Raw genomic sequence first — 25154 nt, 5'->3', positions numbered from 1 at the left:
GCAAGTCTGAATCGCCCCTAGTTTCGTAGACACCTCCAAGCCTTAAAATGAGGCCCATTAGGAGGTGCCATGAGCAACCAGCGTTATCCCGAAGAATTCAAAATCCAGGCGGTCAAGCAAGTGACCGAAAAGCAGCTTCCTGTCTCGGAGGTGGCTGCACGATTGGGTGTGTCTGTGCACAGCCTCTATGCCTGGGTTAAGCGCTACACCAAGCCTCAGGAACAGCGCGTTGAGGAGGATGATCAGAGCGCTGAGGTTCGTCGTCTACGTGCCGAGCTGAAACGGGTGACGGAGGAGCGAGACATCTTAAAAAAGGCCGCCGCGTACTTTGCCAAGGAGTGCGGCTGAAGTACGCCTTTATTAAGCAGCAAGCGGGTCATTACGCGATTCGACGGCTTTGCCTGACGCTCAAGGTTCATCCCAGCGGCTACTACGCGTGGCTATCAGAACCAAAATCTGCGCGAGCCAAGGACGATCAGCGACTGCTTGGATTGATCAAACACTCCTGGCTGGAAAGCGGTGGCGTTTATGGCTATCGAAAGATCCATGATGACCTGCGAGAGGTTGGTGAGAGCTGTGGCCGTCACCGGGTGGCTAGGTTGATGCGCCTTGAAGGTTTACGTTCTCAGACTGGGTATCGACGGAGGCCTGGAAAATACGGCGGTAAGCCAGCCGTTGCCTCACCGAACTTACTGAAGCGCCAATTCGATGTCAGAGAACCCAACAAAGTTTGGGTCACAGACATTACCTACATCCGAACATATGAAGGCTGGCTGTATTTGGCCGTGGTGCTCGATCTGTTTTCACGCCAGATCATTGGTTGGTCAATGAAGTCGCAGATGACCAGCGACGTAGCCATTGATGCACTGCTGATGGCGGTTTGGAGACGTAAGCCGAAGCAAGAGGTGATGATCCACTCGGATCAAGGCAGTCAGTACAGCAGCTCAGACTGGCGAAGCTTCTTGAAAGCTAACAACCTGGTAGCCAGCATGAGTCGTCGAGGTAATTGCCACGACAACGCTGTGGCGGAGAGCTTTTTCCAGTTGCTGAAGCGGGAACGGATCAAGCGTAAAATCTACACTACACGCCAGGATGCTCGAGATGATGTGTTCGATTACATCGAGATGTTTTACAACCCAAAACGACGCCACAGTTTCAACAATCAGCTGTCACCGGTAGAGTTTGAAAAGCGTTACGCAGCGAGCCTTGAGAGTGTCTAGAAAGCCCGGGGCGATTCAGTCCATCAAAACAAATATCTTAGAAACGGTTTATTTCGTGACTGATAAGTACTATTGCCCTAGCATATTAGCCATGCCAACCGCTATTGACCTCAACAGCAAGGAAAAAATCAATGTCTCGTCTAGTGGAATACCGTAAGCTTGAACAGCAACTGGCCGCTCAGCTCGCAGAGCTTGAATTCATGAAAAACGATTCTGGCCTGAAAAAGGAAATTGAATTTGAGAAGAAGCTCCGTGCTCTATTGGGTGAGTATGGTTTTAGCTTGAAAGACGTAATCAATATCCTTGATCCTCAAGCCGGTCTCCGTGCAGCAGTGGCCAAGCCGGTAACGGCTACCCGCAAAGCGCGTCAGTTGAAGGTGTACAAGAACCCGCATACGGGCGAAGTGGTGGAGACCAAAGGCGGCAACCACAAGACTCTGAAGGAATGGAAGTCCGAGCATGGCTCAGACACGGTTGAGTCTTGGCTGTCGAAGTGAGATCGATGCTTTGCCAACATAAGGGCCCTTGATGGGCCCTTTGTTTTTTCGGATTCCTGGGGAGAGGAGCAGCCTCTTTTTTGAAATGTCTCTTACAGGATCTCGGATCTATATTCAGTACGTTGAATTTTACCTAAATCGTGTATTTTCTGCCAACACATACCCCACGAGTCATCCTCACTTCATGCCAAAAGATCAAATCGACATCGTTATTGAGCCTGTTCAGTCCACGGAAAGTGAAGAGGTGATCGAATACATTATGGGGGCCAGGGCGCAGATTTTTCCAACGCTGAACCAAACAGCGTTGCCACCTGATCTCGCGGGATTCAAGGAGGCATATTTAGAGTCAGGAAAGGGGCAGTTTCTGGTCGCTCGTAAAGGCAACGAGATTGTCGCAACTATCGGCTACCTTCCTTACGATCATCGCTTTCCTCAACTCGACTACTCGGGCCTCAAGGTCGTCGAAGTGGTTCGCTTGTTCGTGAGCCCAGATCAACGAGGCTTGGGGCTCGCCGCGAGGTTGTATGAGTCTCTGAGGAGGCTAGCCGTCGTAGGTGGCATTGACGTGCTGTACTTACATACCCATCCCTTTCTCCCTGGTGCGATTAGCTTCTGGCAAAAGCACGGGTTTGAGACAGTGGATGTGGAAGACGATCCGTACTGGCAGACAACGCATATGCAGAGCTTTCTGCCGAAAGACTGAATCAGCCTCTACTGCAAAAATAGCGTTCAGGTCTCGTAGCCACCGCAAGGTTCAATGCCGCGTGACTTGGCGTCTCGTCTGCCATCCTCAGGCGTTTGCTTCGTTCTTCAAAATTTCGAATGCGCTTGCCACCACTCTTGGTACCTGCCCATTTCCAAGGGCTTTAATCCGGTCCACCCGCTGGGCCAACCCATCAACCACTCGACCCACTCCGGGTTCAACTGGCCACCGTCTGACGCCATCACCGCATGGTCCAGTCGGTCTCTCGTACGGTCCCTTCCACACCTGCGCTTCAGCGACTTGGGGGATGATCCCTTGGCCATGCTCGCTGTTGGAGTAGGCCAACAACCAGATCCTGTCACGCTTATGGGGCGCGCCGCATTCAGCCGCTGATACACGACACCATTGCGTGTCATACCCCATTTGGGCAAGGTCACCGAGGATCAGGGCAAGACCTCGGGTAACGAGCATTGGGGAGTTTTCCAGCCACACATAAGTGGGTCGAATCTCACCGACGATTCTTGCCATTTCTTTCCAAAGGCCTGATCGAGTCCCCTCGATGCCGGCACCTCGGCCTTGAATAGAAATGTCCTGGCACGGAAACCCGCCAGATACCACATTAACAATGCCTCGCCACGGCTTACCGTCAAAACTGCACACGTCAGACCAAATCGGGAAAGCCGGCAGGGCTCTATCGTTTTGTCGTTGCGCGAGAACTTGTGCGGCGTAGGCATCACACTCAACGGCGCAGACGGTGCGCCATCCCATGAGTTGGCCACCGAGTATTCCTCCACCAGCACCTGAGAAAAGAGCCAGCTCATTCATCCTTGATCCTGAACGTTGAGCCCGCATAAAAGCTGAGCCCGTCGATGAAGGGAGAATTCCTGAGTGAGGTCGGCAGTGCTGGGCCTGGATGATGAAAAACGGGCGCCCGGGGAGGGCGCCTTGGTCGATGTTAGAGCCAGCCATACTCCGCCAGTGAGAGCGGGGTGCCTTCAGCAATGATGAAGTGGTCCAACACCCTGACCTCTACGAGTTCCAGCGACTTCTTGAGGCAAGCGGTGAGTCGTCGATCTGCCAGGCTGGGTGTGTGACATCCTGAGGGATGGTTGTGGGCGATGATGATTGCCGCGGCGTTATGCGCTAACGCGCGCTTGATAACCTGCCTGGGATGGATGACCGCGCTACTGATACTTCCGTGAAAAAGCACCTCGAATTTAATGGGCCTATGCACACTGTCCAGATAGATCACCGCAAAGACTTCGTGATCCATCCCAGCAAGCTGCAGCTTCAGGTAGTTGCGCACCTCGTGTGGATCCTCAAGCTTTGGCCCTCGGGTAAAGAGCCGGCGATCGAGGATCTGGAGGGCGGTCTCAATCAACTGATCTTCGTCCTCACGACAGGTGATTGTGGATAGGGCCGCAGTGCTTAAGGCGTTAGTGTGACTCATCGCGTAAACCTCTTTATGGATTGCAGGAGGCACGCGGTCCCCGAGGGAGTCGTTGTCCCTCGAGTGTGGGTGAGGGCGCCCGGACGGGCGCCTGGGGGTTTCGCTGTCGGTCAGAGCTCGCTTGCGGCGGGCGCTGAGTTTTCCATAACTGCGTTTAGTTGGGTGTCCTGTGTTGTTTCCTTGGGCGGAGCCCTGAACACGGTCTCACCGTTGATTCTGATCATGGACAGATAGAGCAGTCGTCCTTTGAGGCTCGCACCAGGCTGACCTTTTTTGTCGCCCTTCTGGTATGTGAAAGGTGAGATCCAGATATCACCTATGGTGAAGCACACCAGGACCTTATCCCCTGAGTTGATCTCTTCCTTGCAGTGGCGTATCAGCGTGTCCGCTTCTGCGCCCGTCACTCGACAGTCGATGTAGGTGTATTCAACGTCGTCAGCGGCGCCATGGAGCGCAGCAACGGTCACCGCCATAAACGGTTCTGCCTTGCGCACTTGGACCTCTCGCGCGCGACACAGGTAGCCGATACCGCGAGTGTGCAGGTCGTAGTATTTCGTTTCGTTGGTGAAGGATTGGGTCATGAGTTTCTCCGTGTCTTAGTGAAAACGAGGAGTCACTCATCCCCAGGGAAAGTGATTTCCCCGTTGGGTGGTGTGATAGGCATTCGATCGTCAATGACGCTGACGACTGACCGCAATGTTGAATGCGATGGCGGTCGAGTGATCGGCGCGTGTAGCACGCACTGCAGCTTTCTAGATCTAGGCTGCCCTCAGTATCATGCTGACGACGTCAGAGGTAAACGGTAGGAAGCATGAAAGCGCTAAAAGCTTTGATCAAGTCCTAAGTGCGACAGTTTTTGTAGGAACATTCTGGTCTCGGCTTGTAGGTACGTACTAATAGCTTTGTCGCAATGCCCCTCGAAGTCGTTCGAATAAGGCCGCTAATTAGGTGGGGGCCTATGAAAAGTGAACGTTAAATTTTGTTAGTTGAGATCGGTGAAAAATGCCTCTGTTGCTTCTGTCAAAGCAACAGAGGCGCTATAAACTGTAAAAACAGTTTGATGTGTTTTGGTTTTGATCTTTCACTCGAGATTGGTTTTTACATGGTGGTTGATACTATTTCCTCTCGGGGCTTGTAGCACGGCGGGTCAAAATATTCATAGTCAATACCTACGGAGTGACATCCGTACAGGAAGTCATCTTGATACCATCTAATGTTTTTGGCAATACAATCTAGTGCAAATCTAAAAACCAGCTGTCGAGATTCATCCTGCCAGTCACCACCAATCAGAGGTGCGGTGGAGAGCCAGTCGTAAATATATCTGCATTCATCGAATGGCATTACATCAAGTAGCATTTTTGTCTGTTTTCCCTCTGCTGTATAGCTATATCTTTTTGATTCTTTTATATTGCTGTGAGAAGGATAGGAAATTTGTGCAAAGGCCGGATAAAATGCAATCTCTTCAGTGGGCACATCACAAAGAAAACGCATATTTCTTCTATAGTTGAATTTTGAAATGCGTTCCAGTGGTGCGGCCCAGAAGTCTTTATCGTGCCTTAAGGTGTAAAAGCAAGCAATGGCGTCTGCTGCAGTAACTGAGCTAGGCTTTCCAGAAAGCTGGTTCAACCAGTTGGTGCAGAATTTTTTAACTTCAGGTGTTGTGGATTTGACCTGGTGGTTTACACCTGATATGTCGCATGCGGCTAGCGTAAATAGTAACGAGTACATGTTTGGGTCGGTGAAGGCGTCACCATCCATGTCAAATGTATTTTCGTCAATTTGGAACTCGGTGCTCAATTCTAGTGCAATATCTTTGGTGTTTGTGTTGTTTTCTTGGTAGCTCTCTTCCTCTATAGGGCTAGTCACAAATCGTCGACCTCGAGCCGCTGCTTCCTTGATATCTGTAATGATCTCTTTGTGGAGCGAAGCATTGAGCAGGCGAATTGTTGGAGAAATTATCGATGCAATATCTGCGATGTGTCTTGTGATGAACGCTCCGTAGTAGTTACTGAAATCGGCCTTAACAATGTTAATGAAGTCGTTGTTCTCCTCGTACTCATCCCTATATTCTTCAGGTGGTAAGCCAAAATCATAACCATTAGCTCCGGCGCCATCTGTCCAGGTTTGATCGGGGTCGTCGAAACTGTCAAGAAAAGCTTTGGGATATAAGTAGGCAGCTATTAAATGACCGTAATTGTCTAGTACTTCTTTTTTTGTGATGTCAGGTTCGCTGAAGTTTGTAATTAACACGCCTAGCGAAGAAAGTGCTGAGTGCCTAAAAATGTTAACAATGGCTTGGGTCGTTTTTCTTACTTTGCTCGGCAAAGGGCCGCAAGCGTCAAAATAAATTATATCGAAACGCCTTGGTGTGGATAGAAAGTAATCTTCAATGCTCACGTTCATAAGTTTAACGCCACGGAGTTTTGTGCGTTCTATATCAACTACTGCAGAAGTGAATGCGTCTTTGTCGATCTCGAATGCCCATATGTTTTCCGGCCTTACGCCCAGTTCAATTAGAACCTCTAAGTCGTTTGTCGGTTCGGGGCCAGAGAGATAGGCGACCGTAAGTTCGCTGGGTGTACGTGCTCCTACAACAGATTTTCGGAAATTTTTCCATGAGTCTATATCTTCAGTCTTACAAACTTTTGCCGCACTAGTGTAGTCGGAATGCTGGGAAGGATCTGACATTTTTGAAACCACTCTGTCGATATAGTCTCGGGGAACGATTGCGCAGTGCTCTCGACGCGTAGTTAATAGTTCGACAGCATGTGTTAGTGCTTTGCTCCGTGCGATCTGTTTACTGGCTTGTTTGTAGCCTGCATTTAAATCGTTTTCATTTTGGGGCATTTTTTTCGCGCCTTAATAGATATATATGTTTATATTGTGATTGGTTGCAGCTTTGAAGTGTTTGCAGTGGTTGGTCGTGTGCTGGTGAACACAGTAGTTGTGGTCTTGGTGGGGCGCGGCAGGTTGCAGACTCAATGCAGTAAGCTGATTTTTTATTTCTATCTGCAGAGTAAGTTGAGTTGGAATTTTTGAGGAGAAGTATTTCGGTTTCGTGAGCCATACATCATCCGTGATTGAGTTTTTTGAGGGGTTTATTGGCAGAAACTATGAATGGTTCAATGCAATACTCCTGATTTATCTCGTGGATGTCAACAGGCCACTATGTGCAGTCCGTTCAGATAGTCCCATGGGGCGGATCAAGAAATATGCACAACGAAACACGTTGATAAGCGGCTTCATCTGCTTTGAAATCCGTTTCTTTAGTCGTTACTAGGTCACGTGCATGTTCCAGATCTCTTAAAAAGCACATGGCAGAGGTGATTTACAGAGGGCTATTTTTCATAGACATAAATATAGACGCAGTACCTCCACCAAAGACTGTCCTCTCCAGGTTATCTAAGAAATGGTTATGGCGTCTTGGGGGCAGATGGACGAGAGTAAATGCTCACGAAAAGACGTCACTTGGAAAAAGAGTGAAAAGCGTATTTTTGAAAAAATCAGGAGGTGTCGGCTTCGAGTCAACGCAGTTGGTGAGGCATCACTTGGTCATCGCACGAACGTATGGTGACAGCATTCTGTTTGCGCAAGGATTATGCTCCGTTGGAGCGTGAATAGGATCCGCTACCATTGTTAAGTGCGGGCTAATACACAGTTTTGACGATAGATCTTGTAGGCGACATTGAAATTGCCCCCGCGTCATTATTGCCAATAAACAAGCATTAAACATGCTGCATCGCAGATCAGTTTTCCCGTCGATTTGATCATCCGAAAAAGCCATAAAGCGACGGCGAAACGGAAGGGTCTATTGGAAGGGAGTCTAAGGGGAACAGGCCTACCTGCAAATGGGCTGTCATTGAGCTGAAAAAGCAAAAAGGCTCTCCAACGACTGAAGCAGGTGAATAGCTGAATGTTCTGGCAATCGAAGCTGAAAAAGGCCGCTCAAACTGGATCTCAAACCCCTGCCGCGAATACTCAGGAGTACCTTGCTCCTAAGACAGCATCGGAGCTTTTGTCTACGCCGCGACGAAGCAAGTTGCTTGAGCATATCTGGCAACGCACCTCACTCTCCCGATCCCAGTTTGATGACCTCTATCTGGAGCCTGTGAGGCGATACGCCGAGTTGGTCCAGCAACTGCCCGCCTCAGAAAACCACCACCATGCGTATCCTGGCGGAATGCTCGACCATGGGCTGGAGATCGTTGCGTTCGCGCTCAAGATCCGTCAGTCCCATTTGCTGCCTGTGGGAGCAACTCCTGAAACTCAAGCCGCACAGGCCGAAACCTGGAATGCGGCGTTGGCCTACGCCGCATTGCTTCATGACATCGGCAAGATAGCGGTTGATGTGGAAGTGCATTTTGCTGACGGAACCCGCTGGTATCCGTGGCACGGCCCTATCTCTCGGGAGTACCGCTTCAAGTATCTGAAGGAGCGTCAGTACAAGCTCCACGGCGCGGCCGCTGGACTGCTCTACACGCAGATACTCACGAAGCCCATTTTGGATTGGTTGAGCGCCTATACAGAGCCTTGGCGCGCGCTCATTTATGTCCTCGCGGGCCAATACGAACACGCCGGCACGCTGGGAGAACTCGTCATCCAGGCTGACCAGGCGTCAGTCGCCCAAGAGCTTGGTGGCAATCCATCGCGTGCCTTGGCGGCACCGAAGCACTCTGCGCAACGTCTGTTAATTGAGGGGCTGCGCTACCTCGTAACTGACCAACTGAAGTTGAACCAGCCCCGGGCTTCAGATGGGTGGCTGACTGATGATGCGTTGTGGCTGGTGAGCAAAACAGTGGCCGATAAGCTAAGGGCTCACTTGTTATCTCAGGGCGCGGATTCGATTCCCTCATCGAACTCCACATTGTTCAACGTCCTCCAGGACAACGCGATCATTCAAATGAATGCTGAAGGAAAGGCGATATGGACTGCCACGGTCCAAAGCGGCAAATGGCAAAAGACACTCACCTTTCTCAAAGTCGCACCTGCATTTATCTGGGAGAAAGGTGAGCGCCCACCGTCTTTTGCGGGCTTTATCACATTGGGTCCTGTCCTAGAGCCTTCAGGGGAAGATACGCACATTGAGGTTGCGTCGTTCCCACAGAAACCGCCTGCTATTCCCGTGGACACGTCGCCCGTTCTTACGGAAAAACCTACAAAGACAAGCTACAAATTAGTACCGCTGGAATACATGGAGGCGACGCAGTATCCAGACGATCTCTGGGAGGGACAACAGACGTGTATGACCGAGGGGAACGACAGTTCTTCTTCGTATCACTCTTCCACTGTGGATGCTGCACCTACTGACGCTTTTGACGCCTATCCCAAACCTCGATCTTTACCGGAGATTTTGCCCGTGAGGTCTGAGGCGTTGAGTGAAAAAGAGCAGGGAGAAGCCTTTGTGAGATGGCTTCGACAGGGTGTGTTAACCCATAAAGTCATCATCAATGACGCCAAAGCCAAAGTGCACAGCGTAGCCGGTACTGCATTTCTGGTGACACCCGGAATCTTCCAGCGGTATGCCCAAGAGCATCCTGAGTTGGCAAGGGTAGCAAGAGAGCAGGGCACCACCGATTGGCGCTGGGTGCAGCGGTGCTTTGAGAAGCTGAGTATTCATGAGAAGTGCGCAAGCGGGTTGAATATATGGGCCTGTGAGGTGAGAGGTCCACGTAAGACCAGAGACATTAGAGGCTATCTGCTCAAGGATCCGCTTCAGATATTTACCGAGAAACCCTATGACAACCCCTATTTGGCGTTGAAAGGGTTACCTACTTTCAAGGATGAAGCACCATGCATGTGATCTCAGAGTTACCGGAGATCTATTTCTTTGAGATGCGCCTGCGAGCTACAACGGAGCAGGGATACCGTGTCGCCACCAATGCACTGATTCGGTTTGCGGGGGACTGTCTCATTGATGAGATCGATAGGAAAACAGTCTTAAGCTGGCGTCGGTCGATCCTGGGATCCGACATCAAAGAGGTGAGCTGGAACACCTACGCTCGTCATCTGAGGGCGCTCTTCGGCTACGCAATCAAAAACAATCTGACCAGCCTCCTTGAGAACCCTTTCGAAGGGTGTGGTGTACGTTGTCCTAATCGCCCGCCGAAAACCGTTAAGCAGCGCTTGATTCGAGACTCGAGAATCATCCTTGTGGGTATGGCCCGCTCTGAAATGAAAACCTTGGTAATGGCGTCGTTCCATCCCGCGTGGTTTTGGAGGACCGTATTCGAGACGTTTTTCTATACGGGAATTCGGGCGAATGAGCTTTTGAACCTTCGCCCACTCGATGTGGACTTGGAGACCATGACAATCTGCATTCATCCAGAGGTCTCAAAAAACTTTGATGAGCACCATGTCCCGATCCACAGCAAGCTCTCCAAACATTTGAGGATTCTGCTCCTCAATGCCAAAGCACGAGGAATTAGTTCCACCGAGCAGCTCTTCAACGTGAACAAGTTCTCTCAGCGGCATATGCGCAGAACGATGGATATGAATCAGCTCTCGCATTTCTACACGGCGCTCAGTCGAAAGCTTGGGGTCCACGTGAGCCCGCACCGTTTCAGGCATACGATTGCTACTGACTTGATGAGGCAACCCAAGTGCAATTTGCACATCGTCAAGGACCTCTTGGGGCATCGGAGCATCAGTACGACCCTGAAATACGTCCACGTGGATGTTGACCAGGTGAGGTATGCACTGGAGGAGATGCGGTAGCTGGCTGCAGCTGTCCACTTTTCCTACAGGACAAGAAATTTTGCTGCTTTGACATCGTGCTGATACGCGACTATTTTTGACGCGTGGCAGTTTTTATTCTTGTTGAGCTATAGATTCGATGTACGTCTCCACCACGTTTTTCGTGGCCCCGTTGTGACTAACAGGTAGCAAATGACTGTTAATCATTGGGTCCCTGGTTCGAGTCCAGGTCGTGGAGCCAGACAAGGTTTCAGAGAAAGCTTTTAAAATCTCTGAGCACCCCGAAAAACCCGCCTTCTGGCGGGTTTTTTCGTTTTGGCGTTCTGTCGGACCCCGGTGGGTGCCAGCCATTTCAAGGGTAGAACCCTTATCGCGCTTGCCTGAATTGCAGGAACGGATCGACACCTATAAAGGCCGCGCGCTTACCCGGCTGACGGTCTTGCTGTCGCTGCACGTGTTTGTACGCTCCAGCGAGCTGCGCTTCTGATTTTCATCGGTGGATAATTTCATCCGCAGCCGCAGAACGCCCAACAATTCGAGCCTTGAGCCGAATTCTCCCCAGGCGTAGAAAAGGTCGGGCAGAGCGCTGTCGTTGACAGCAACCCCGGTAGCCAGAACCTTTAAGGCTACGCCACGCCGTGGTGGTTCTCCCAAAGTTTGATTAGCGTCCGGCGGCTCGCACGGTCACAGCGATGCAGATGATGGTGCCGCAGCCCAGGCCCGCAGGTATCAAGCAACATGAGTGTTCGCTGCAAGCTCATGCGCGGGCTCAGGCTTGATCTTGAACCAGAGGGTGTACATCGCTGGCAGGAACACCAAGGTCAGTACTGTGCCGGCAAACGTACCGCCAATCAGGGTGTACGCCAGCGTTCCCCAGAACACCGAATGGGTCAGCGGAATGAACGCCAGCATCGCCGCCAACGCCGTGAGAATTACTGGCCGTGCACGCTGCACAGTGGCTTCGACCACTGCGTCATAAGGCGACAGACCGGCTTGCTTATTAGAGTGGATCTGGCCAATGAGGATCAGCGTGTTGCGCATCAGAATCCCTGACAAGGCAATCAATCCCACCAAGGCGTTGATCCCGAACGGCTGCTGGAACAACAGCAGAATTGGCACCACACCAATCAGGCCCAAAGGCGCGGTGGCGAACACCATCATCATTGCCGACATCGAGCGCACCTGAATGATGATGGTCAGCAACATCAGCGCAATCATGATCGGGAACAACGGCAGCAATGCCTTGTTCGCTTTACCCGACTCTTCGATCGAGCCGGCAAACTCAATGCGGTAGCCCGCCGGCAGTTTTTCGATGATGGGCTGCAGCTGCGTTATCAAGGCGTTGGAGACATCGGGAGGCTGAAGACCTTCAGCCACGTCACCGCGCACGGTGATGGTCGGCGTCCGATCACGCCGCCGCAGAATGGGTTCCTCCATGTGCACATCCACCGTCCCTACCTGGGACAGCGACACGCGCTGGCCTTGGGCGCCGGTCAGCGTGAAGGCGGCAATTTTCGATGGATCAAGACGCGTCTCACCAGCGGAGCGAGCGACCACCTGAACCGAACGAATGTCCTCACGCACCTCGGTGACAGGCACCCCCGTGAGCAGAAATTGCAGCTGTTGCGCGACATCGGTCGAGGTCAAGCCGAATGCTTGCAGGCGATCCTGATCCAGCGTGAGATGAAGTGCCGGCACGCGCTCGCCCAAGTCGGTGTTGACGGTCCTCATCATGGGGCTGGCGGTCATGACCTCACGCACCTGCGCGGCGATATCCCGCAACACTGCGGGGTCGGCGCCCATCACCCGAAAGGCCACCGGATACGGTGAGTAAGGACCGAATACCAACTGCGTCACCCGCACGCGGGCTTCGGGCGCCAAACCATCGGTCGTGGCTTGCCTGAGCCGAATCTTGAGCGCCTCACGCTCTTGCTGATTCGCCGTCAGGACGACGATTTTTGCGAAGGATGGATCGGGTAGCTCAGGGGCCATCGCCAAATAGAAGCGCGGCGCGCCCTGGCCAATGTAAGCGGTGACGATCTTGGCTTCCGGCTGCTGAGTCAACCACGCCTCGACCTTGGCCGCCGCCATATCAGTCTGTTCGATAGAGGTGCCGTAAGGCATCTGCACCTCAACCAGCACCTCAGGTCGGTCGGATGTTGGAAAGAACTGCTTCTTGACCACGCCCATGCCCATAATCGCAACAACAAACAAGCCCACGACGGATGTCGCCACCAGGCCATTGCGGCGGATCACACTGCCCAGCAGGCGCCTGAAACGCTGGTAGTTCGGTGTACCGTAAATCGCCGTATGCCCACCTTCAGGCACCTTGATCTGCGGCAGCAGTTTGACGCCCAGGTAAGGGGTAAACACCACGGCCACCACCCAGGAAGTGATCAGCGCAATGCCAACGATCCAGAACATGTTCGCGGTGTACTCACCAGCGGTCGACTTGGCAAAACCGTTGGGCATAAAGCCGATCGCCGTCACCAACGTCCCCGACAACATCGGCGCGGCCGTGTGGCTCCAGGCATAAGCGGAGGCCTTGATTCGGTCGTAGCCTTCCTCCATCTTCACCACCATCATTTCAATGGCAATGATGGCATCGTCCACCAGCAGTCCCAGCGCCAGAATCAACGAGCCCAGGGTAATTCGATCGAAGTCTTTGCCCGTGGCCGCCATGACAATGAACACGGCCGCCAGGGTCAGCGGCACCGCTGCGGCAACCACAACGCCGACACGCCAGCCCATGCTGAGAAAACACACCAGCAGCACCACGCCCAAGGCAGCAAAAAACTTCACCATGAACTCGTTGACGGATGCGTCAATATTCACCGCCTGATCCGTGACCTTGGTCAGGCTCATGCCCAAAGGCATCTGCTCATTGATCGCTGTTGCCTCAGCGTCCAGCGACTTCCCCAAATCCAGACCGTTCCAGCCATCGCGCATGACCACGCCGAGCAACAGTGCTGGCTCGCCGTTGTTGCGTACCAGGAATGTCGCGGGGTCCTCATAACCGCGCTTGACCTCAGCCACGTCGGACAACTTGAGGGTTCTGCCCTGCACTGTCAGCGGGGTATTGCGGATCTTCTGCAGGTCATCAAACGCGCCATCCAGGCGGATGAAAACCTGGGGCCCCTTCGCTTCTACCGAACCGGCCGGCGTTATCATGTTTTGCGTGTTCAACGCACTGAAGATGTCTCGTGCAGAAATGCCCAGCGTCGCCAGGCGCTCGTAGGACAGCTCGACAAAAACGCGCTCGGCCTGTTCACCGATGATGTTGACCTTCTTCACACCCGCTACATGCAGCAAACGCTGGCGCAAGCTCTCGGCTTCGCGCACCAACAGACGTTGCGGCTCGCCCTTGGCCTTGAGCGCATAGAGCGCGAAGGTGACATCGGAATACTCATCATTGACCATCGGGCCGATCACCCCAGACGGCAACCCCTTCTGCTCATCCAGGACTTTTTTGCGTGCCTGGTAAAACTCCTCCTGGACGGCTGAGGGTGGCGTGCTATCGAGCAGATAAACCGTGGTAAATGCCAAGCCGGGCCGGGTAAAGGTCTCGGTCCTATCGTACCAACGCAGTTCCTGCATGCGTTTTTCCAGCTTTTCTACCACCTGGTCCTGCATCTCCTGGGCCGTCGCTCCAGGCCAGGCTGTGACCACCGTCATTTGTTTAATGGTGAATGCGGGGTCTTCCGCACGCCCCAGTTTGAAGAAGGCGTACAACCCACCCACAGAAATCAGCAGGATCAAAAACAGGGTGATTGAGCGCTCGCGTACTGCCAGCGCCGAAAGATTGAAGCCGCTCATCGACTCACCTCAACCACCGTTTTTTGCGTGGCACCGGCAAGTTCAGTCCTGACCTTCTCTCCCTCATTCAATAGGTGTGCACCCAATGCGACGACACGATCACCCACCTGGAGATCACCCGTCACGCGCACACTGGCCTCGTTATTCAAGCTGCGAACCTTGATCGGGCGCCACACCACATGCTCCGGTTCTCCCTCAACCACCCAGACACCCGGGCCTTTACCCGCGTCGTAGAGGGCCCCTATGGGCACCTGTAATTCCTTGGCATCAGCAACATCCGTGTCAGCGATAGACACTGAGATAGTCGAACCCAGGGTGGCGTTGGAGAGCGCCCCCTCCAGCACATAACGCGCTTCATACGTTCGGGTCTGTTGGTCCGCAGAGTCGGACAGCTGACGTAAACGGGCGCTGCCTGCACGCTGGTTCTGCCCGTAGAGCTCAACCGTCGCCGCCGAGCCCAGCGCAGGACGTAGCGTCTCGGGTAACTGGATCACGGCCTCGCGCTGCCCTGAATGGGCAACGCGTACCACCCTCTGTCCTGCGCCAACTACCTGTCCCGGCTCCGCCAAGGTATCCACTACCACCCCGTCAGCATCCGCCACCAACGTCGAATAACCGGTCGCGTTTTTCGCCACATCGGCCTGAGCCTGGGCAGCGTTTAGCTGAGCTTTCGCCGAGTCGGCAGCCGCTTTGATCCCTGCGTAAGCTGAGGCAGATACCGCACCGACGGACACCAAATCACGGTAGCGAAGCTCATCATCGGAGGCCTGCCGGGCTCGAGCCATAGCGGCCAGCACCGCTTCCTGCTGCGCCCTCGCGGTCAGCGTCAGGTCGTTGGCATCGATACGCATGAGTGGCTGCCCACGTTTGACACTCTGCCCAGAGTCCACCAAGCGCTCCAAGACTTTCCCTGGCACCCGAAAACCGAGATCGCTCTGAACTCGAGCCGCGACGATACCGGTGAATACCCGTGCTGCAGGCGCGGAGGGTTGAACCACGCCGATGCGTACCAAGGGCACTTGAAGGCGAGGATCGGCGGGCGTGGCCTCGTTGCAGGCCGCTAGGGCAAACGGCAACAAGACAATGAAAATGAGTGACATGCGGTGGCGCTGGATCATAAAGACCTCTCGGTAGCGGATGCACCATGCTTATTCAAGTGACCATTTCTGTCAATAGTCACTGCCGAGATGAATGAACGTCGCCCACTTGATCAGAGCAAAGCAAAGAGGCTCGATAGCTAGTTTTTTCAGGCGCACACGCTGATACGGATGCGCAGCGCATCCGTCAGCAGAGGTTTAAGGCATCAGGCTGCGCAGAACCAGATTGGAGATGAGAGAAGGGGCTTCTTCAACAAAATCGAGGTTGTACTGCAGTAGCAGAGGATTGATGAAGGGCCGCAGAGCGAGATGAATCGCCTCTACCGTCTCGTCCAGCGGAGTCTTGCGTTCAAACTCGCCGAGCTCTCGCCCCTCACGCACGATTTGCAACACGAAGCTCTTGATCCGAGCGTCATAGACTTGTGAGCTGGGCCATCGCTCCGACGCGGAGAACGCTGCGATATCGTAGAGTTTACGGTCGTTAAAGAACAGGCTCACACCTGTAGCGATTAAGGTTTTGACCAGGCGCCGAAAACGTTCGGTCGGCGAGATGCCGTCTACATTGATGGCTTGCTCCACTGCCGTAACGATTTCAGTCAGGCAATTTGTACAGATTGCTTCACCAATCGCCTGCTTGGATTCAAAGAATTTGTAGATGTAAGCCTTGGAAAAGCCGATGGCCTTGGCTAGGTCAGAAACCGTTGTTTTGCCATAACCGTATTGACTGAAATGTTCGTTGGCCGCCGCAACAATCTGGTCTCGAATGTCGTGATCGGCTGGGCCACGGGCGCTGGGCGAAGAAACTGATGGCTGATTCATGCGAGCAGCTTACTCATCCCAACGGTGGTTGACAACTTGTGACCAAATTGTAATATCGTCACAAATCGACCCTTTCGCAGGTACCCCATGCATCCTCCTCTTCGTTTCGCCGTCTTACTGTGTTTGGGTATGGTTGCAGGTTGCGCAGTGGGCCCCGACTACTCAAAACCCAGTGTGGAATTGCCCGAGCATTTCTCGGCGCAAACGTCCAAGGCACGACAAGTGGATGCGGCAAATGCCGATCTCGCTGCTTGGTGGAATGCATTTAATGACCCGATACTCAGTCAGCTGATAAATCGAGCACTTGAACAGAACCTCGATTTAGCCCAGGCAAGCGCAAGGATCGAGCAGGCTCGCGCCGGTTTGGGCGCAGCTAACGCAGCCCTCCTGCCGTCGGCTACCGTCAACGGTCAAGCGGCCCGAGCCCGTCAGTCATTGGAGACGCCGTTGGGCCAAGTGCTGAATTCAGCCCCTTCCTATAATCGCTACGGCAGTGCCTATGAGGCGAACTTGAATGCCGGCTGGGAGCTGGATGTGTTTGGCGGGCTGCGCCGAGGTAAAGAAGCGGCCTTCGCCGATTATCAGGCCTCGCAAGCCGGAGCGATTGCCACACGCCTGGCGGTGGTCGCGCAAACAGCCGACCTTTACATCAGCATCCGTGGCCTGCAAGCACGCCTGGAAATTGCCCGGCGGCAAGTCGACACACGACAACAACTGCTCACCACCATCGAACATCTTTACGCAAAAGGCCTGGCGGCTGAACTGCAGTTGAACCAGGCCCAAGGCGCGCTGAGCCAAGCGCAGGCCACCGTGCCGGTACTGCAAGCAGGCATTGACACGGCAATGAATGCGCTGGATGTCATGTTGGGCAAGGCGCCCGGCACTTACAGCGCGCAGTTGACTAAGCTGGCGCCCATCCCTGAGGTGCCAGGCCTCTCGGACATGGGCGCTCCTGCCGACCTGCTGCGTCGGCGTCCAGACTTGATCGTCGCGGAGCGCCGTCTTGCGGCATCCAGCGCGCGTATCGGCGAAGCCATGTCCGAGTACTACCCCAAACTGTCTGTGGCAGCGCTGCTCGGCAGTGCTACATCGGTATCCAGCGCGAACCTGTTCAGCAACGGCGCCAGTCAGGCTTCGGCGGCACTGGGATTACGCTGGCGGCTGTTCGATTTTGGCCGCATCAACGCCCAGATTGATTTGGCAAAGGGCCAGGAAGCCGAAGCCTTGGCCGCTTACCGCCAGTCCGTTCTGCGGGCCTGCGAAGATGTGGAAAGCGCTGTTTCGGCACGGATCAACCGCGAGCAACAATCGACCCAGCTCGCCCAGGGCGAGTCGGCGTATGCGAAAGCCAGAGCGACATCGTTTGCCGCCTATGAAAAAGGCGTGGTCAGCTTGATCGAAGTGCTGGATGCCGATGAGCATCTCCTAGCGGCATCTGATGGCAGAGCCCAGGCACAAACTGAATCGGCTCGCGCTGCAGTGGCCACGTTCAAAGCATTGGGCGGCGGTTGGCAGCGAGATGACTCAGATGCTCGCGTTGTCTCAAAAAGAGCGGAAACTCGAATGTTTTTTTCTGATCCAGGGATATCGAAAGAACTCCAATAAAATACGGGCTGGATCAGGATGATCGTAGGGATGTATAGACTAAAAAACAGAATAATTTCATTGTAGAACAAATGTTTATTTTTCTGTTCGAGTCCAGGTCGTGGAGCCAGATAGAGAAAAGCCTGCAGCGATGCAGGCTTTTTTTGCCTTGGATTTCGCCAGGGCGATCAAAGCGCACAGCGTGAACAGCATGAATGCGTCTCTGATCCTTCGATTCAGAGGTAAGCCCCATGAAAGTCACTGCAGTCGTTTCACTTAGCCACGGCCTAGGTAAAGCTGCATTCACGGGCGACTACCGGAAAGCGAGCAGGGTATTGGCGGTGTCGCGCGGTATCCATAAGACTCCTTCATGGGTAGTGGCGCGTTATAGCAACGCTTGGAACGCTTGGCCCGGCATAAATCCCTGCCCTGGTGCCAGCCACCGGCATGCCCGGGCTACAGGTTGCGGGCGATGTTCAGCGCGGCGTAACTCTGGGCTACCGGCATGATTTCCACCGAGTTGATGTTCACGTGCGGCGGCTGGCCTGCGATCCACACTACTGTGTTGGCCAGATCCTCAGGGCGGATTGCCTCCACGTCGCGGTACAGCGCGTTCACCGCGTCCTGGTCACCGGCCAGGCGTACCAGTGAAAATTCCGTGCCCGAGCACAGCCCCGGCTCGATGTTGCTGACCCGTACCCTGGTGCCTGCGAGGTCTGCGCGCAGGTTCAGGCTGAACTGTTTAACGAAGGCCTTGCTGGCGCCATATACGTTGCCGCCCGGGTAGGGATACGTGCCGGCAATGGAGCCGATGTTGATGATCAGCCCGTTGTTAGCTTCCACCATGGCCGGCAGCAGCTTGTGGGTGACCATGGCCAGGCCGGTGACGTTCGTGGCGATCATGCGTTCCCAGTTCTTGGCATCGGCGCTCTGGGCGCGGTCGATACCCAGTGCCAGGCCGGCGTTGTTCACCAGCAGGTCGATGTGCAGCGACGAGTCGCGAATCGATTCGCAAGCCGCGTCCAGCGAGGCGGCGTCTGTCACGTCCAGGGGCAGGGCAATGAAGTGCTCGCCCAGTTCGCGCTTCAGTTCCGCCAATTTATCTGCGCGGCGGGCGCCGCCGATCACGCGGTAATTGTCAGCGATCAATGCGCGGCAGATGGCCTTGCCGAAGCCAGCCGAAGCGCCGGTCACAAATGCAGTTTTCATCAGGTTCTCCTTGAGGGTTGAATCAAGCCAGGTACTTCACGCCAAGGCTGGCGAACAGGCAAAGCATCGAAAGCACCAGCACCTTGCGCACAACATCGTTGCCTTTACGGATGGCCAGGGCGCTGCCTATGTGGTTGCCCAGGATGTTGCAGGCCACTAGTGGCAGGGCCAGCAGGTACACCACCTTACCGGCCACAATGAAGGCGACCAGCGCGCCAATGTTGGAGGCGAAGTTGAAGCTTTTCGAGTTGGCCGAGCTGGACACCAGGTCCATCTTCAGCAGGTAGTGGAAGGCGATGATGAACATGCTGCCAGTGCCCGGCCCGAAAAAGCCGTCGTAGAAACCGATGACCAAGCAGGTCAGGGGCACTACGGTGAAGAGCATGCGGTTGCTGAGTGTGTGCTCTTGTACCGGCCGATCCTTGGGCGTGAGAAAGATCAAGATGCCAAGAGGGATAAGCGCCAGGATGATCTTGCCCACGGTTTCCGGGGAAATCGACACGATCAGGTGGGCGCCCATGTAAGCGCCCAGCAGCGCGAACGGCACGCCCACCAGCGCCACTTTCCACACCATCTTGCTGTTGGCGAAGAAGTTGCGGATGGCGGCCAGAGTGCCTAGGGTGCTGACCAGCTTTTCCTGGCCCAGCGCTACCTGCGGCGGCAGCCCCACCAGCAGGAAACCAGGCACTAGGAACAGCCCGCCCCCCCCGGCAATGCTGTCTACGAAGCCGGCGACAAAAGCGATTGTGCCCAGCAGCATGATGGCCAGTATCCAGTGCTGGGCCCAGAACGATCCGAGTAATTCCATGGTGGTACCTGTTTAGTCAATGTGGCGATCAGGAAAGGACTTCGTAAAGGTGGTCGGCGCGGCTGTGGCAGCGTCGGCTGCGGTCTTGAGGTTTGCGCTTTCCATTTCAGGTGAAGTTCCATATTTTGATGTGGATGGGTAAAGAATATTGAATCGATGCAATCATTCTAATTCCTTGAAATAAATCGACTCAATATGTTTTTGATACCTAAATTGACATTGTTTCGCTTGACTGATCATAACCTAATGATTTTATTGATTTTAATTGGCAATAAAATCTGCAGCAGCTGCTGCTGGACTGCACTTTCCCTCTGCTATGGCGCAGATGCTCCGTGCAAAATTCGGTCGCGTTGCCTTGCGGTGACGGCTGAAGTCTTGTGTTTCGGTAGAAAATCAATGACATGTATTTGATCGGTGTAATGTTTTGAGTCGAATAATATTGAGTCGATTGTTGTGCGATTACGCTTATGAAAAATTTCATGGTAGGATTTCGCGCTTCAGTTGTTTCTGGTGTCGTTCCTATGTGGGTTCCTGAATACAGCGGCCATGGCCAGCCGGTTTACTTGATGATCGCCGACGCACTGGCGCGTGACATCGCTTCCGGGCACTTGGCCGCGGGCGAGCGCCTGCCTACCCTCAAGGAACTGGCTGAGGCGTTGAAAGTGACGCCGGGCACCATCGGCCGCTCCTACGACGAGGCGGCCAAGCGCGGCCTGGTGATCGGGGAAGTGGGGCGAGGCACATTCGTGCTGCCGACCCGCGGTGTCTTGGCGCCGGTGGCCAGACTCGGCGTTGCCTCCAAGGTAGATACCGGGCAGATAGACCTGTCGATCATCAAGCCCTGCGACGCCGGCATGAGCGACTGGCTGCGAGGAGCAATCGAGGAGTTGGCGCAGGCGCCCGAGTTGGGATCGATCCTGGATTACGTCACCGACGGCGGCCATTCCGTGCATAAGGAGGCCGGCGCGTTGTGGGTGCAGCGCTGCCTGCCGGACGCCAATGCCCAACAGATCGTGTTGACGGCTGGTGCCCAACACGGCTTGCTGGTGGCCATCGGCGGCCTGTCCAGCGTCGGCGATATGATTCTGTGTGAGGAATATTGCTATCCGGGGATCATCTCCCTGGCCCACAGCCTAGGCCGTCGCCTGCACGGGGTGCAGGTCGATGAGTACGGCCTGGTACCGGCGGCGCTGCGGGCCGCGTGCATCGAGCACCGGCCCACGCTGCTGGTGACGGTGGCCACGCACCAGAACCCCACCAACTCGATCATGCCCGAATCGCGTCGCCTGGAAATCGCCGAGATCGCCCGCGAGTTTGATCTGTACATCATCGATGATGATATCTACGGCTTTCTTGAGACACGCCCCGCGCACAAGCCGTTGTCGGCCTATGCCCCGGAGCGCTCGGTATACCTGACCAGCCTGTCCAAGAGCTTGCTACCGGCCCTGCGCATCGGTTACCTGTACGCGCCGCCGCAAACCCTATCGCGGCTGTCGTCCATGGTGCGCAGCAGTGTGTGGATGCCGTCGCCGTTGATGGCTCAATTGGCCAGCAACCTGATCACCAGTGGCCGTGGGGCGCAATTGGTGCGGGTGCAACAGGAGGAAGCTGCGGAGCGCCAGCGCCTGGCGCGGCAGCTACTGGGCTCGTACGACATTCGCACCCAACCCAACAGCTTCCATGTATGGCTCGAATTGCCCGAGCCCTGGACCAGCGACGAGTTCGCCAACCTCGCGCGCGCCAACGGCGTGATCGTGGTCAGTGGCAGCCAGTTCCTGGCCCAGCGCAGCGCCAGCACCCGTGGGGTACGCATCGCCCTGATGGGCCCTAGCCGCGCGGAGTTGGGGTTTGCGTTGACCAAGTTGGTCAGCCTGCTGGCTGCGCCGGAGCCGCGGTTGTTTTATTGATTGTTGTGGGGCGGTCGGCGGGAGGCCTGAAGGCGATTGTCTTGAGGTCTTTTGCGCTCTCAAGATTGAGCGCCGCTCGTGCGACGTTCCTCGGCTCACCTTCTCTGCCGCGAGAGTTGGCAAGCCGGATGTCAGCCTAGTCCTTTCATGATACGACTCGCCCAAAACCTTGCGCAGCCTGTCACCCATTCGGCCTCGCGGTTTTTTAGGGTTCGTGTGATCTGGCTGCCCATCGTCGGATGGCTTTCTTTGCTGTTGGCGTTTTTTTTAGCCATATGGCGGAGGAGGGAGGGCATGATTCCGGCGAGCAAAACCCTACAAGCAACAGCATACGATCCGGCCAGGCCTTTACCGCTGCTGTTTGGTGAAGGCACGAAACTCAAGATCACCAGCGCATTTGAGCTTCATTCGATGATGGAGAAAGGATTTCCGTCGGAGTTGGTAATCGCCCCCGCTACGTGACCACCATGTGTTTTCGAAGGTGCTCGGGCTTTCGGATCGAACAGTGCAGCGGCGAACCTAAGCGGTGACAAATGAATGCCCTGCTATTATAATTTGATTATCATTGATCGATTTAGGCGACAGGCAATTCCATGGAAAACAAGACTGCACGACTGACTGTGCTCATTGATCCCGTCAAGAAAAAAGCCCTTGAGGAGCTTTGCGCGTCTCAGGACCTGACACCTTCTCAGGTCGTTCGTCAGCTGATTCGGGACTACCTCGAGACGCATGGCGTGTCCTACGCGACCAAAAGCAAAATTGCGGCCAATGCCAAGTAATTCATCCCTGTATGAGCGGGCACGACAAGTGCCTGCTCATCGCGCGTCATTCACTGTCTCCTACGTCTCGCCCTGACTCTCGTTGATCTGGGTATGACTGACCAGTGCGCCATTGAAGTCGGCATGATAATGCTGTGAACCGAGCACCTGAAGAATCCCGGCCCGGTCGAGTTTGCCAAGCACTTTCTCATTGGCTTCACACAGCTTTACGACAATGCCGCGCTTGTGCAGTTGCTCAATGACTTCGAGCAGCGTTTGCAAGCCCGTGATGTCCATAAACGGCACGCGCTTCAGGCGAATAATCAACGTTCTGGGATCGGTGTGCGTTTGCGCCAAAACACGTTCAAAGGTTTCTGCGGCGCCAAAGAACAGAGGCCCCTCGATGGTGTAGACCAAAACACCGGGAGGAAGATGTGCATGTCCATTTGTACGCAACTCTGCCTCCAGCTCATCTTCGACCATTAGCTGTACCTCGACAGAGGACGCCATACGACGCATGAATTGCAGCATGGCAAGAATCACCCCAATGTTCACGGCGATCGTCAGGTCACTGAATACGGTCAGGCCGAAGGTGATTAGCAGGATGGCAACGTCGGCTTTGGGCGCGCGTTTGACCATGCGCTTGAAGTGCTTCAGTTCGCTCATGTTGTAAGCGACCACGAACAAGATCGCCGCCAATGCGCAAAGCGGGATATCCGAAGCCAGCGGCGCCAGAAAGAAGATCAGCAAAATCAACGTGAGGGAGTGGGCAATGCCCGCGATTGGGCTATTGCCGCCATTGCGGATGTTGGTGGCCGTTCGAGCGATCGCCCCTGTCGCAGCGAAGCCACCGAACAGAGGGGTGACCAGGTTGGCAATGCCTTGTCCGATCAACTCCTGATTGGAGTCATGTTTGGTGCCGGCCATCCCGTCGGCGACAATCGCCGACAACAGTGACTCGATAGCCCCAAGCATCGCGATTGCAAACGCAGGGCCAATCAACTCAATGACCTGGGGCAGCGTTATTGCTGGAAGGCCGATTTGGGGAAGGCCTTGAGGAATGCCCCCAAATGCACTGCCGATCGTGGCCACCCCGTCGAACTGAAAATAGGCATGCAACGCCGTCACCACGACCATCGCGATCAGCGGGCCGGGAACACGCTTTAAACCCGGCAGTTTAGGCGCGAGGATCACTAGCGCCAGGCTCAGCAGGGCTAACAGTGTCGTGGGTACATGAAGGTTGGGGAATGCCTGGATGAGGTGCCACAGCCGCTGGTGGAAGTGCTCGCCACTGATTTTCGGCAAGCCCAGAAAGTCTTTCCATTGCCCGACCCAAATGATCACCCCGATGCCGGCGGTGAATCCCACAATCACCGGGTCAGGGATGAACTTGATGAGTGCGCCAAGTTTGGTGATGCCGAGCAGCAACAAAATTGCCCCGGCCATCATTGTCGCGACCTGCAAGCCATCAACGCCGTACTTGGCTGTCACGCTGGCCAGAATGACGATGAATGCGCCTGTGGGGCCCGCAATCTGCAGCCGGCTTCCGCCGAACAGCGAAACCAGCAAACCACCCACAATGGCCGTGTAGATCCCCTGTTCCGGCTTGACGCCGGAGGCGATGGCAAATGCCATGGCCAAGGGCAGCGCCACGACGCCGACGATGATCCCTGAGACGATATTTCCAAGCCAATGCTCGCGCCCTAACAAGCCCGCTTTCCAAGCTTCTCGTATCGCAATCATGACTAGCCTCGTTCTGGTGGCATGTGCATACTATTCACACGTTATGATAATAGCAAAGCAATTGGCCTAGCCTCGGTACAACGCTGGCGACGCTCTAGATTCAGTGCTCAGAGAGCTGAGCCCTATGCTCGGAGACCGCGCATGAAACGCGAAGATGTCAAAACCAAACACGGGGAAGGCATGCACTTCGACACGCATGTGATAGCCAACCCGGCCAACACGCACGAGTGGATCATTCTTTTCAAAAAGGATGCCGGGAGAAGCTATTTTCTGGTCAATGACAACGAGGAAGTGGAGTCATTTGGACGCCTCGATGATCTGATCCATGAGCTTCGCGAGCTGGGTATCAAATCTGCCGAAGTGCATTTCTGACAGCCACCCTCAGAAAGGTTGAGCAGGTCAGTAAAGATTGAGTTCTGTTAAAGAAAGAATCGACGCCCCCCATCCTTTTCCGCGATCGCCTGACACGGATCAACGCTGATCCGGCCCCATGAGCCGCGTCGACGCCCTTACGCGATTGTCGAAGTGCGTAGGGCGGCTCCAAGACGCGATAAGCAAACCCCGAGTCCTAGTGTGTCGTGCTTGGTGCGTAGCGCGCCGGGCTCTCGAGCGCGCAAAAAAAAGGCCACGCAAGGTGGCCTAAACGGGTTCAAGCATAGGAGGGCTCTATTGGCCAAAAAATACAGGCCCGCCCTGAAGTCTTAGGGCCAATAGCGTTGGTCTGCTGGCTGACAAACCCCTTCGTCAGCAGCATTCAAGCCGGCAACTCGATCCTGGTCTGTGGCTCAGGACCTCGTTGCCTTGTATTATAATAGTGTTAACATAATATTGTAATCAACGTCTAATTAGG

At 54.6% G+C, this 25154-nt stretch carries 21 protein-coding genes and 1 tRNA gene; 12 read left to right on the top strand and 10 right to left on the bottom strand.

The features are described from left to right. The first annotated feature begins 69 nt into the window (after positions 1-69). The 3 genes from JN756_RS22295 (at position 70) to JN756_RS22285 (ending at position 2420) form a co-directional block, all read left to right on the top strand. A protein-coding gene (locus JN756_RS22295) for an IS3 family transposase (protein ID WP_104502081.1) occupies positions 70-1220 on the top strand; the annotation gives its coding sequence in 2 pieces (ribosomal slippage) (positions 70-304 and positions 304-1220; 1152 coding nt in all). Between the two features lie 131 nt (positions 1221-1351). Continuing rightward, positions 1352-1717, top strand: a complete 366-nt coding sequence (locus JN756_RS22290; RefSeq protein WP_201021360.1) for a histone-like nucleoid-structuring protein, MvaT/MvaU family — start codon at positions 1352-1354, stop codon at positions 1715-1717. 199 nt (positions 1718-1916) lie between these two features. Further along, positions 1917-2420, top strand: coding sequence for a GNAT family N-acetyltransferase (locus JN756_RS22285; RefSeq protein ID WP_442966396.1), 504 nt, complete (start codon positions 1917-1919; stop codon positions 2418-2420). Positions 2421-2507: 87 nt separating this feature from the next. Here the strand turns inward: JN756_RS22285 and JN756_RS22280 are convergent, their stop codons facing one another. From JN756_RS22280 to JN756_RS22265, 4 genes are all read right to left on the bottom strand, one after another. Next, the gene (locus tag JN756_RS22280) at positions 2508-3188 is read right to left on the bottom strand and encodes a DNA cytosine methyltransferase (RefSeq protein ID WP_236255148.1); all 681 of its coding nucleotides are present in this window, start codon (positions 3186-3188) and stop codon (positions 2508-2510) included. A 187-nt stretch (positions 3189-3375) separates the two neighbouring features. Next, positions 3376-3870, bottom strand: a complete 495-nt coding sequence (gene radC, locus JN756_RS22275; RefSeq protein WP_201021357.1) for a RadC family protein — start codon at positions 3868-3870, stop codon at positions 3376-3378. A gap of 110 nt (positions 3871-3980) precedes the next feature. Further along, the gene (locus JN756_RS22270) at positions 3981-4451 is read right to left on the bottom strand and encodes a DUF3577 domain-containing protein (RefSeq protein ID WP_201021356.1); all 471 of its coding nucleotides are present in this window, start codon (positions 4449-4451) and stop codon (positions 3981-3983) included. 517 nt (positions 4452-4968) lie between these two features. Further along, complete coding sequence (locus tag JN756_RS22265) at positions 4969-6717, bottom strand: SEN1985 family protein (RefSeq protein WP_201021355.1); 1749 nt, start codon at positions 6715-6717, stop codon at positions 4969-4971. Positions 6718-7783: 1066 nt separating this feature from the next. On the opposite strand from JN756_RS22265, the gene mobH reads away from it, so the two are divergent. The 4 genes from mobH to JN756_RS22245 all read left to right on the top strand — a co-directional run bounded on the left by mobH (position 7784) and on the right by JN756_RS22245 (position 11050). Beyond that, positions 7784-9670, top strand: a complete 1887-nt coding sequence (gene mobH / locus JN756_RS22260) for a MobH family relaxase (protein WP_201021354.1) — start codon at positions 7784-7786, stop codon at positions 9668-9670. Next, entirely contained in the window at positions 9661-10584 is a 924-nt protein-coding gene (locus JN756_RS22255; protein WP_201021353.1) for a tyrosine-type recombinase/integrase, read from the top strand. The genes mobH and JN756_RS22255 overlap by 10 nt, the downstream gene beginning before the upstream one ends. Positions 10585-10731: 147 nt before the next feature. Continuing rightward, a tRNA-Asn gene (locus JN756_RS22250) sits at positions 10732-10804 on the top strand. Then, positions 10796-11050, top strand: a complete 255-nt coding sequence (locus JN756_RS22245; protein ID WP_082643913.1) for a hypothetical protein — start codon at positions 10796-10798, stop codon at positions 11048-11050. Before JN756_RS22250 ends, JN756_RS22245 begins: the two co-directional genes overlap by 9 nt. Positions 11051-11292: 242 nt before the next feature. Here the strand turns inward: JN756_RS22245 and JN756_RS22240 are convergent, their stop codons facing one another. The 3 genes from JN756_RS22240 to JN756_RS22230 form a co-directional block, all read right to left on the bottom strand. Then, positions 11293-14379, bottom strand: a complete 3087-nt coding sequence (locus JN756_RS22240) for an efflux RND transporter permease subunit (RefSeq protein ID WP_201021352.1) — start codon at positions 14377-14379, stop codon at positions 11293-11295. Further along, positions 14376-15497, bottom strand: coding sequence for an efflux RND transporter periplasmic adaptor subunit (locus JN756_RS22235; RefSeq protein ID WP_057005946.1), 1122 nt, complete (start codon positions 15495-15497; stop codon positions 14376-14378). Before JN756_RS22235 ends, JN756_RS22240 begins: the two co-directional genes overlap by 4 nt. Positions 15498-15674: 177 nt before the next feature. Continuing rightward, positions 15675-16295 carry a TetR/AcrR family transcriptional regulator gene (locus JN756_RS22230; RefSeq protein WP_046382597.1) on the bottom strand — a complete coding sequence of 207 codons (621 nt, stop codon included), beginning with the start codon at positions 16293-16295 and terminating at the stop codon, positions 15675-15677. Between the two features lie 87 nt (positions 16296-16382). On the opposite strand from JN756_RS22230, the gene JN756_RS22225 reads away from it, so the two are divergent. Continuing rightward, positions 16383-17900: an efflux transporter outer membrane subunit gene (locus JN756_RS22225; protein WP_201021351.1), complete on the top strand. Its 1518-nt coding sequence runs from the start codon at positions 16383-16385 to the stop codon at positions 17898-17900. Positions 17901-18335: 435 nt separating this feature from the next. Here the strand turns inward: JN756_RS22225 and JN756_RS22220 are convergent, their stop codons facing one another. Both JN756_RS22220 and JN756_RS22215 read right to left on the bottom strand, forming a co-directional pair. Then, the gene (locus JN756_RS22220; protein WP_017845883.1) at positions 18336-19088 is read right to left on the bottom strand and encodes an SDR family NAD(P)-dependent oxidoreductase; all 753 of its coding nucleotides are present in this window, start codon (positions 19086-19088) and stop codon (positions 18336-18338) included. A gap of 22 nt (positions 19089-19110) precedes the next feature. Continuing rightward, positions 19111-19896 carry a sulfite exporter TauE/SafE family protein gene (locus JN756_RS22215; protein ID WP_017845884.1) on the bottom strand — a complete coding sequence of 262 codons (786 nt, stop codon included), beginning with the start codon at positions 19894-19896 and terminating at the stop codon, positions 19111-19113. Between the two features lie 521 nt (positions 19897-20417). Here JN756_RS22215 and JN756_RS22210 point away from each other — a divergent pair. The 3 genes from JN756_RS22210 to JN756_RS22200 all read left to right on the top strand — a co-directional run bounded on the left by JN756_RS22210 (position 20418) and on the right by JN756_RS22200 (position 22582). After that, positions 20418-21803, top strand: a complete 1386-nt coding sequence (locus tag JN756_RS22210; protein WP_046483922.1) for an aminotransferase-like domain-containing protein — start codon at positions 20418-20420, stop codon at positions 21801-21803. A 147-nt stretch (positions 21804-21950) separates the two neighbouring features. After that, complete coding sequence (locus JN756_RS22205; RefSeq protein WP_108524639.1) at positions 21951-22265, top strand: hypothetical protein; 315 nt, start codon at positions 21951-21953, stop codon at positions 22263-22265. 131 nt (positions 22266-22396) lie between these two features. Beyond that, entirely contained in the window at positions 22397-22582 is a 186-nt protein-coding gene (locus JN756_RS22200) for a ribbon-helix-helix protein (RefSeq protein ID WP_017845887.1), read from the top strand. Between the two features lie 60 nt (positions 22583-22642). Here JN756_RS22200 and JN756_RS22195 read toward each other — a convergent pair whose 3' ends face one another. Then, the gene (locus JN756_RS22195; protein ID WP_026139891.1) at positions 22643-24304 is read right to left on the bottom strand and encodes a SulP family inorganic anion transporter; all 1662 of its coding nucleotides are present in this window, start codon (positions 24302-24304) and stop codon (positions 22643-22645) included. A gap of 141 nt (positions 24305-24445) precedes the next feature. On the opposite strand from JN756_RS22195, the gene JN756_RS22190 reads away from it, so the two are divergent. Next, positions 24446-24676, top strand: coding sequence for a hypothetical protein (locus JN756_RS22190; protein ID WP_017845889.1), 231 nt, complete (start codon positions 24446-24448; stop codon positions 24674-24676). Positions 24677-25154 lie beyond the last annotated feature (478 nt).

Source organism: Pseudomonas sp. Y39-6 (genome assembly GCF_023651955.1).
Lineage (GTDB): Bacteria > Pseudomonadota > Gammaproteobacteria > Pseudomonadales > Pseudomonadaceae > Aquipseudomonas > Aquipseudomonas veronii.
Note: the sequence above shows the minus strand (reverse complement) of the source record. Positions and strands in the feature narration are given on the sequence as shown.

What these genes read in the sequence shown, in the direction of transcription:
- JN756_RS22225 (WP_201021351.1), top strand. Translation starts at nt 16,383, where the DNA reads ATGCATCCTCCTCTTCGTTTCGCCGTCTTACTGTGTTTGGGTATGGTT.
- JN756_RS22265 (WP_201021355.1), bottom strand. Translation starts at nt 6,717, where the DNA reads ATGCCCCAAAATGAAAACGATTTAAATGCAGGCTACAAACAAGCCAGT.
- JN756_RS22190 (WP_017845889.1), top strand. Translation starts at nt 24,446, where the DNA reads ATGAAACGCGAAGATGTCAAAACCAAACACGGGGAAGGCATGCACTTC.
- JN756_RS22215 (WP_017845884.1), bottom strand. Translation starts at nt 19,896, where the DNA reads ATGGAATTACTCGGATCGTTCTGGGCCCAGCACTGGATACTGGCCATC.
- mobH (WP_201021354.1), top strand. Translation starts at nt 7,784, where the DNA reads ATGTTCTGGCAATCGAAGCTGAAAAAGGCCGCTCAAACTGGATCTCAA.
- JN756_RS22200 (WP_017845887.1), top strand. Translation starts at nt 22,397, where the DNA reads ATGGAAAACAAGACTGCACGACTGACTGTGCTCATTGATCCCGTCAAG.
- JN756_RS22290 (WP_201021360.1), top strand. Translation starts at nt 1,352, where the DNA reads ATGTCTCGTCTAGTGGAATACCGTAAGCTTGAACAGCAACTGGCCGCT.
- JN756_RS22240 (WP_201021352.1), bottom strand. Translation starts at nt 14,379, where the DNA reads ATGAGCGGCTTCAATCTTTCGGCGCTGGCAGTACGCGAGCGCTCAATC.
- JN756_RS22220 (WP_017845883.1), bottom strand. Translation starts at nt 19,088, where the DNA reads ATGAAAACTGCATTTGTGACCGGCGCTTCGGCTGGCTTCGGCAAGGCC.
- JN756_RS22235 (WP_057005946.1), bottom strand. Translation starts at nt 15,497, where the DNA reads ATGATCCAGCGCCACCGCATGTCACTCATTTTCATTGTCTTGTTGCCG.
- JN756_RS22205 (WP_108524639.1), top strand. Translation starts at nt 21,951, where the DNA reads ATGATACGACTCGCCCAAAACCTTGCGCAGCCTGTCACCCATTCGGCC.
- JN756_RS22255 (WP_201021353.1), top strand. Translation starts at nt 9,661, where the DNA reads ATGCATGTGATCTCAGAGTTACCGGAGATCTATTTCTTTGAGATGCGC.
- JN756_RS22195 (WP_026139891.1), bottom strand. Translation starts at nt 24,304, where the DNA reads ATGATTGCGATACGAGAAGCTTGGAAAGCGGGCTTGTTAGGGCGCGAG.
- radC (WP_201021357.1), bottom strand. Translation starts at nt 3,870, where the DNA reads ATGAGTCACACTAACGCCTTAAGCACTGCGGCCCTATCCACAATCACC.
- JN756_RS22280 (WP_236255148.1), bottom strand. Translation starts at nt 3,188, where the DNA reads ATGGGATGGCGCACCGTCTGCGCCGTTGAGTGTGATGCCTACGCCGCA.
- JN756_RS22210 (WP_046483922.1), top strand. Translation starts at nt 20,418, where the DNA reads ATGTGGGTTCCTGAATACAGCGGCCATGGCCAGCCGGTTTACTTGATG.
- JN756_RS22270 (WP_201021356.1), bottom strand. Translation starts at nt 4,451, where the DNA reads ATGACCCAATCCTTCACCAACGAAACGAAATACTACGACCTGCACACT.
- JN756_RS22230 (WP_046382597.1), bottom strand. Translation starts at nt 16,295, where the DNA reads ATGAATCAGCCATCAGTTTCTTCGCCCAGCGCCCGTGGCCCAGCCGAT.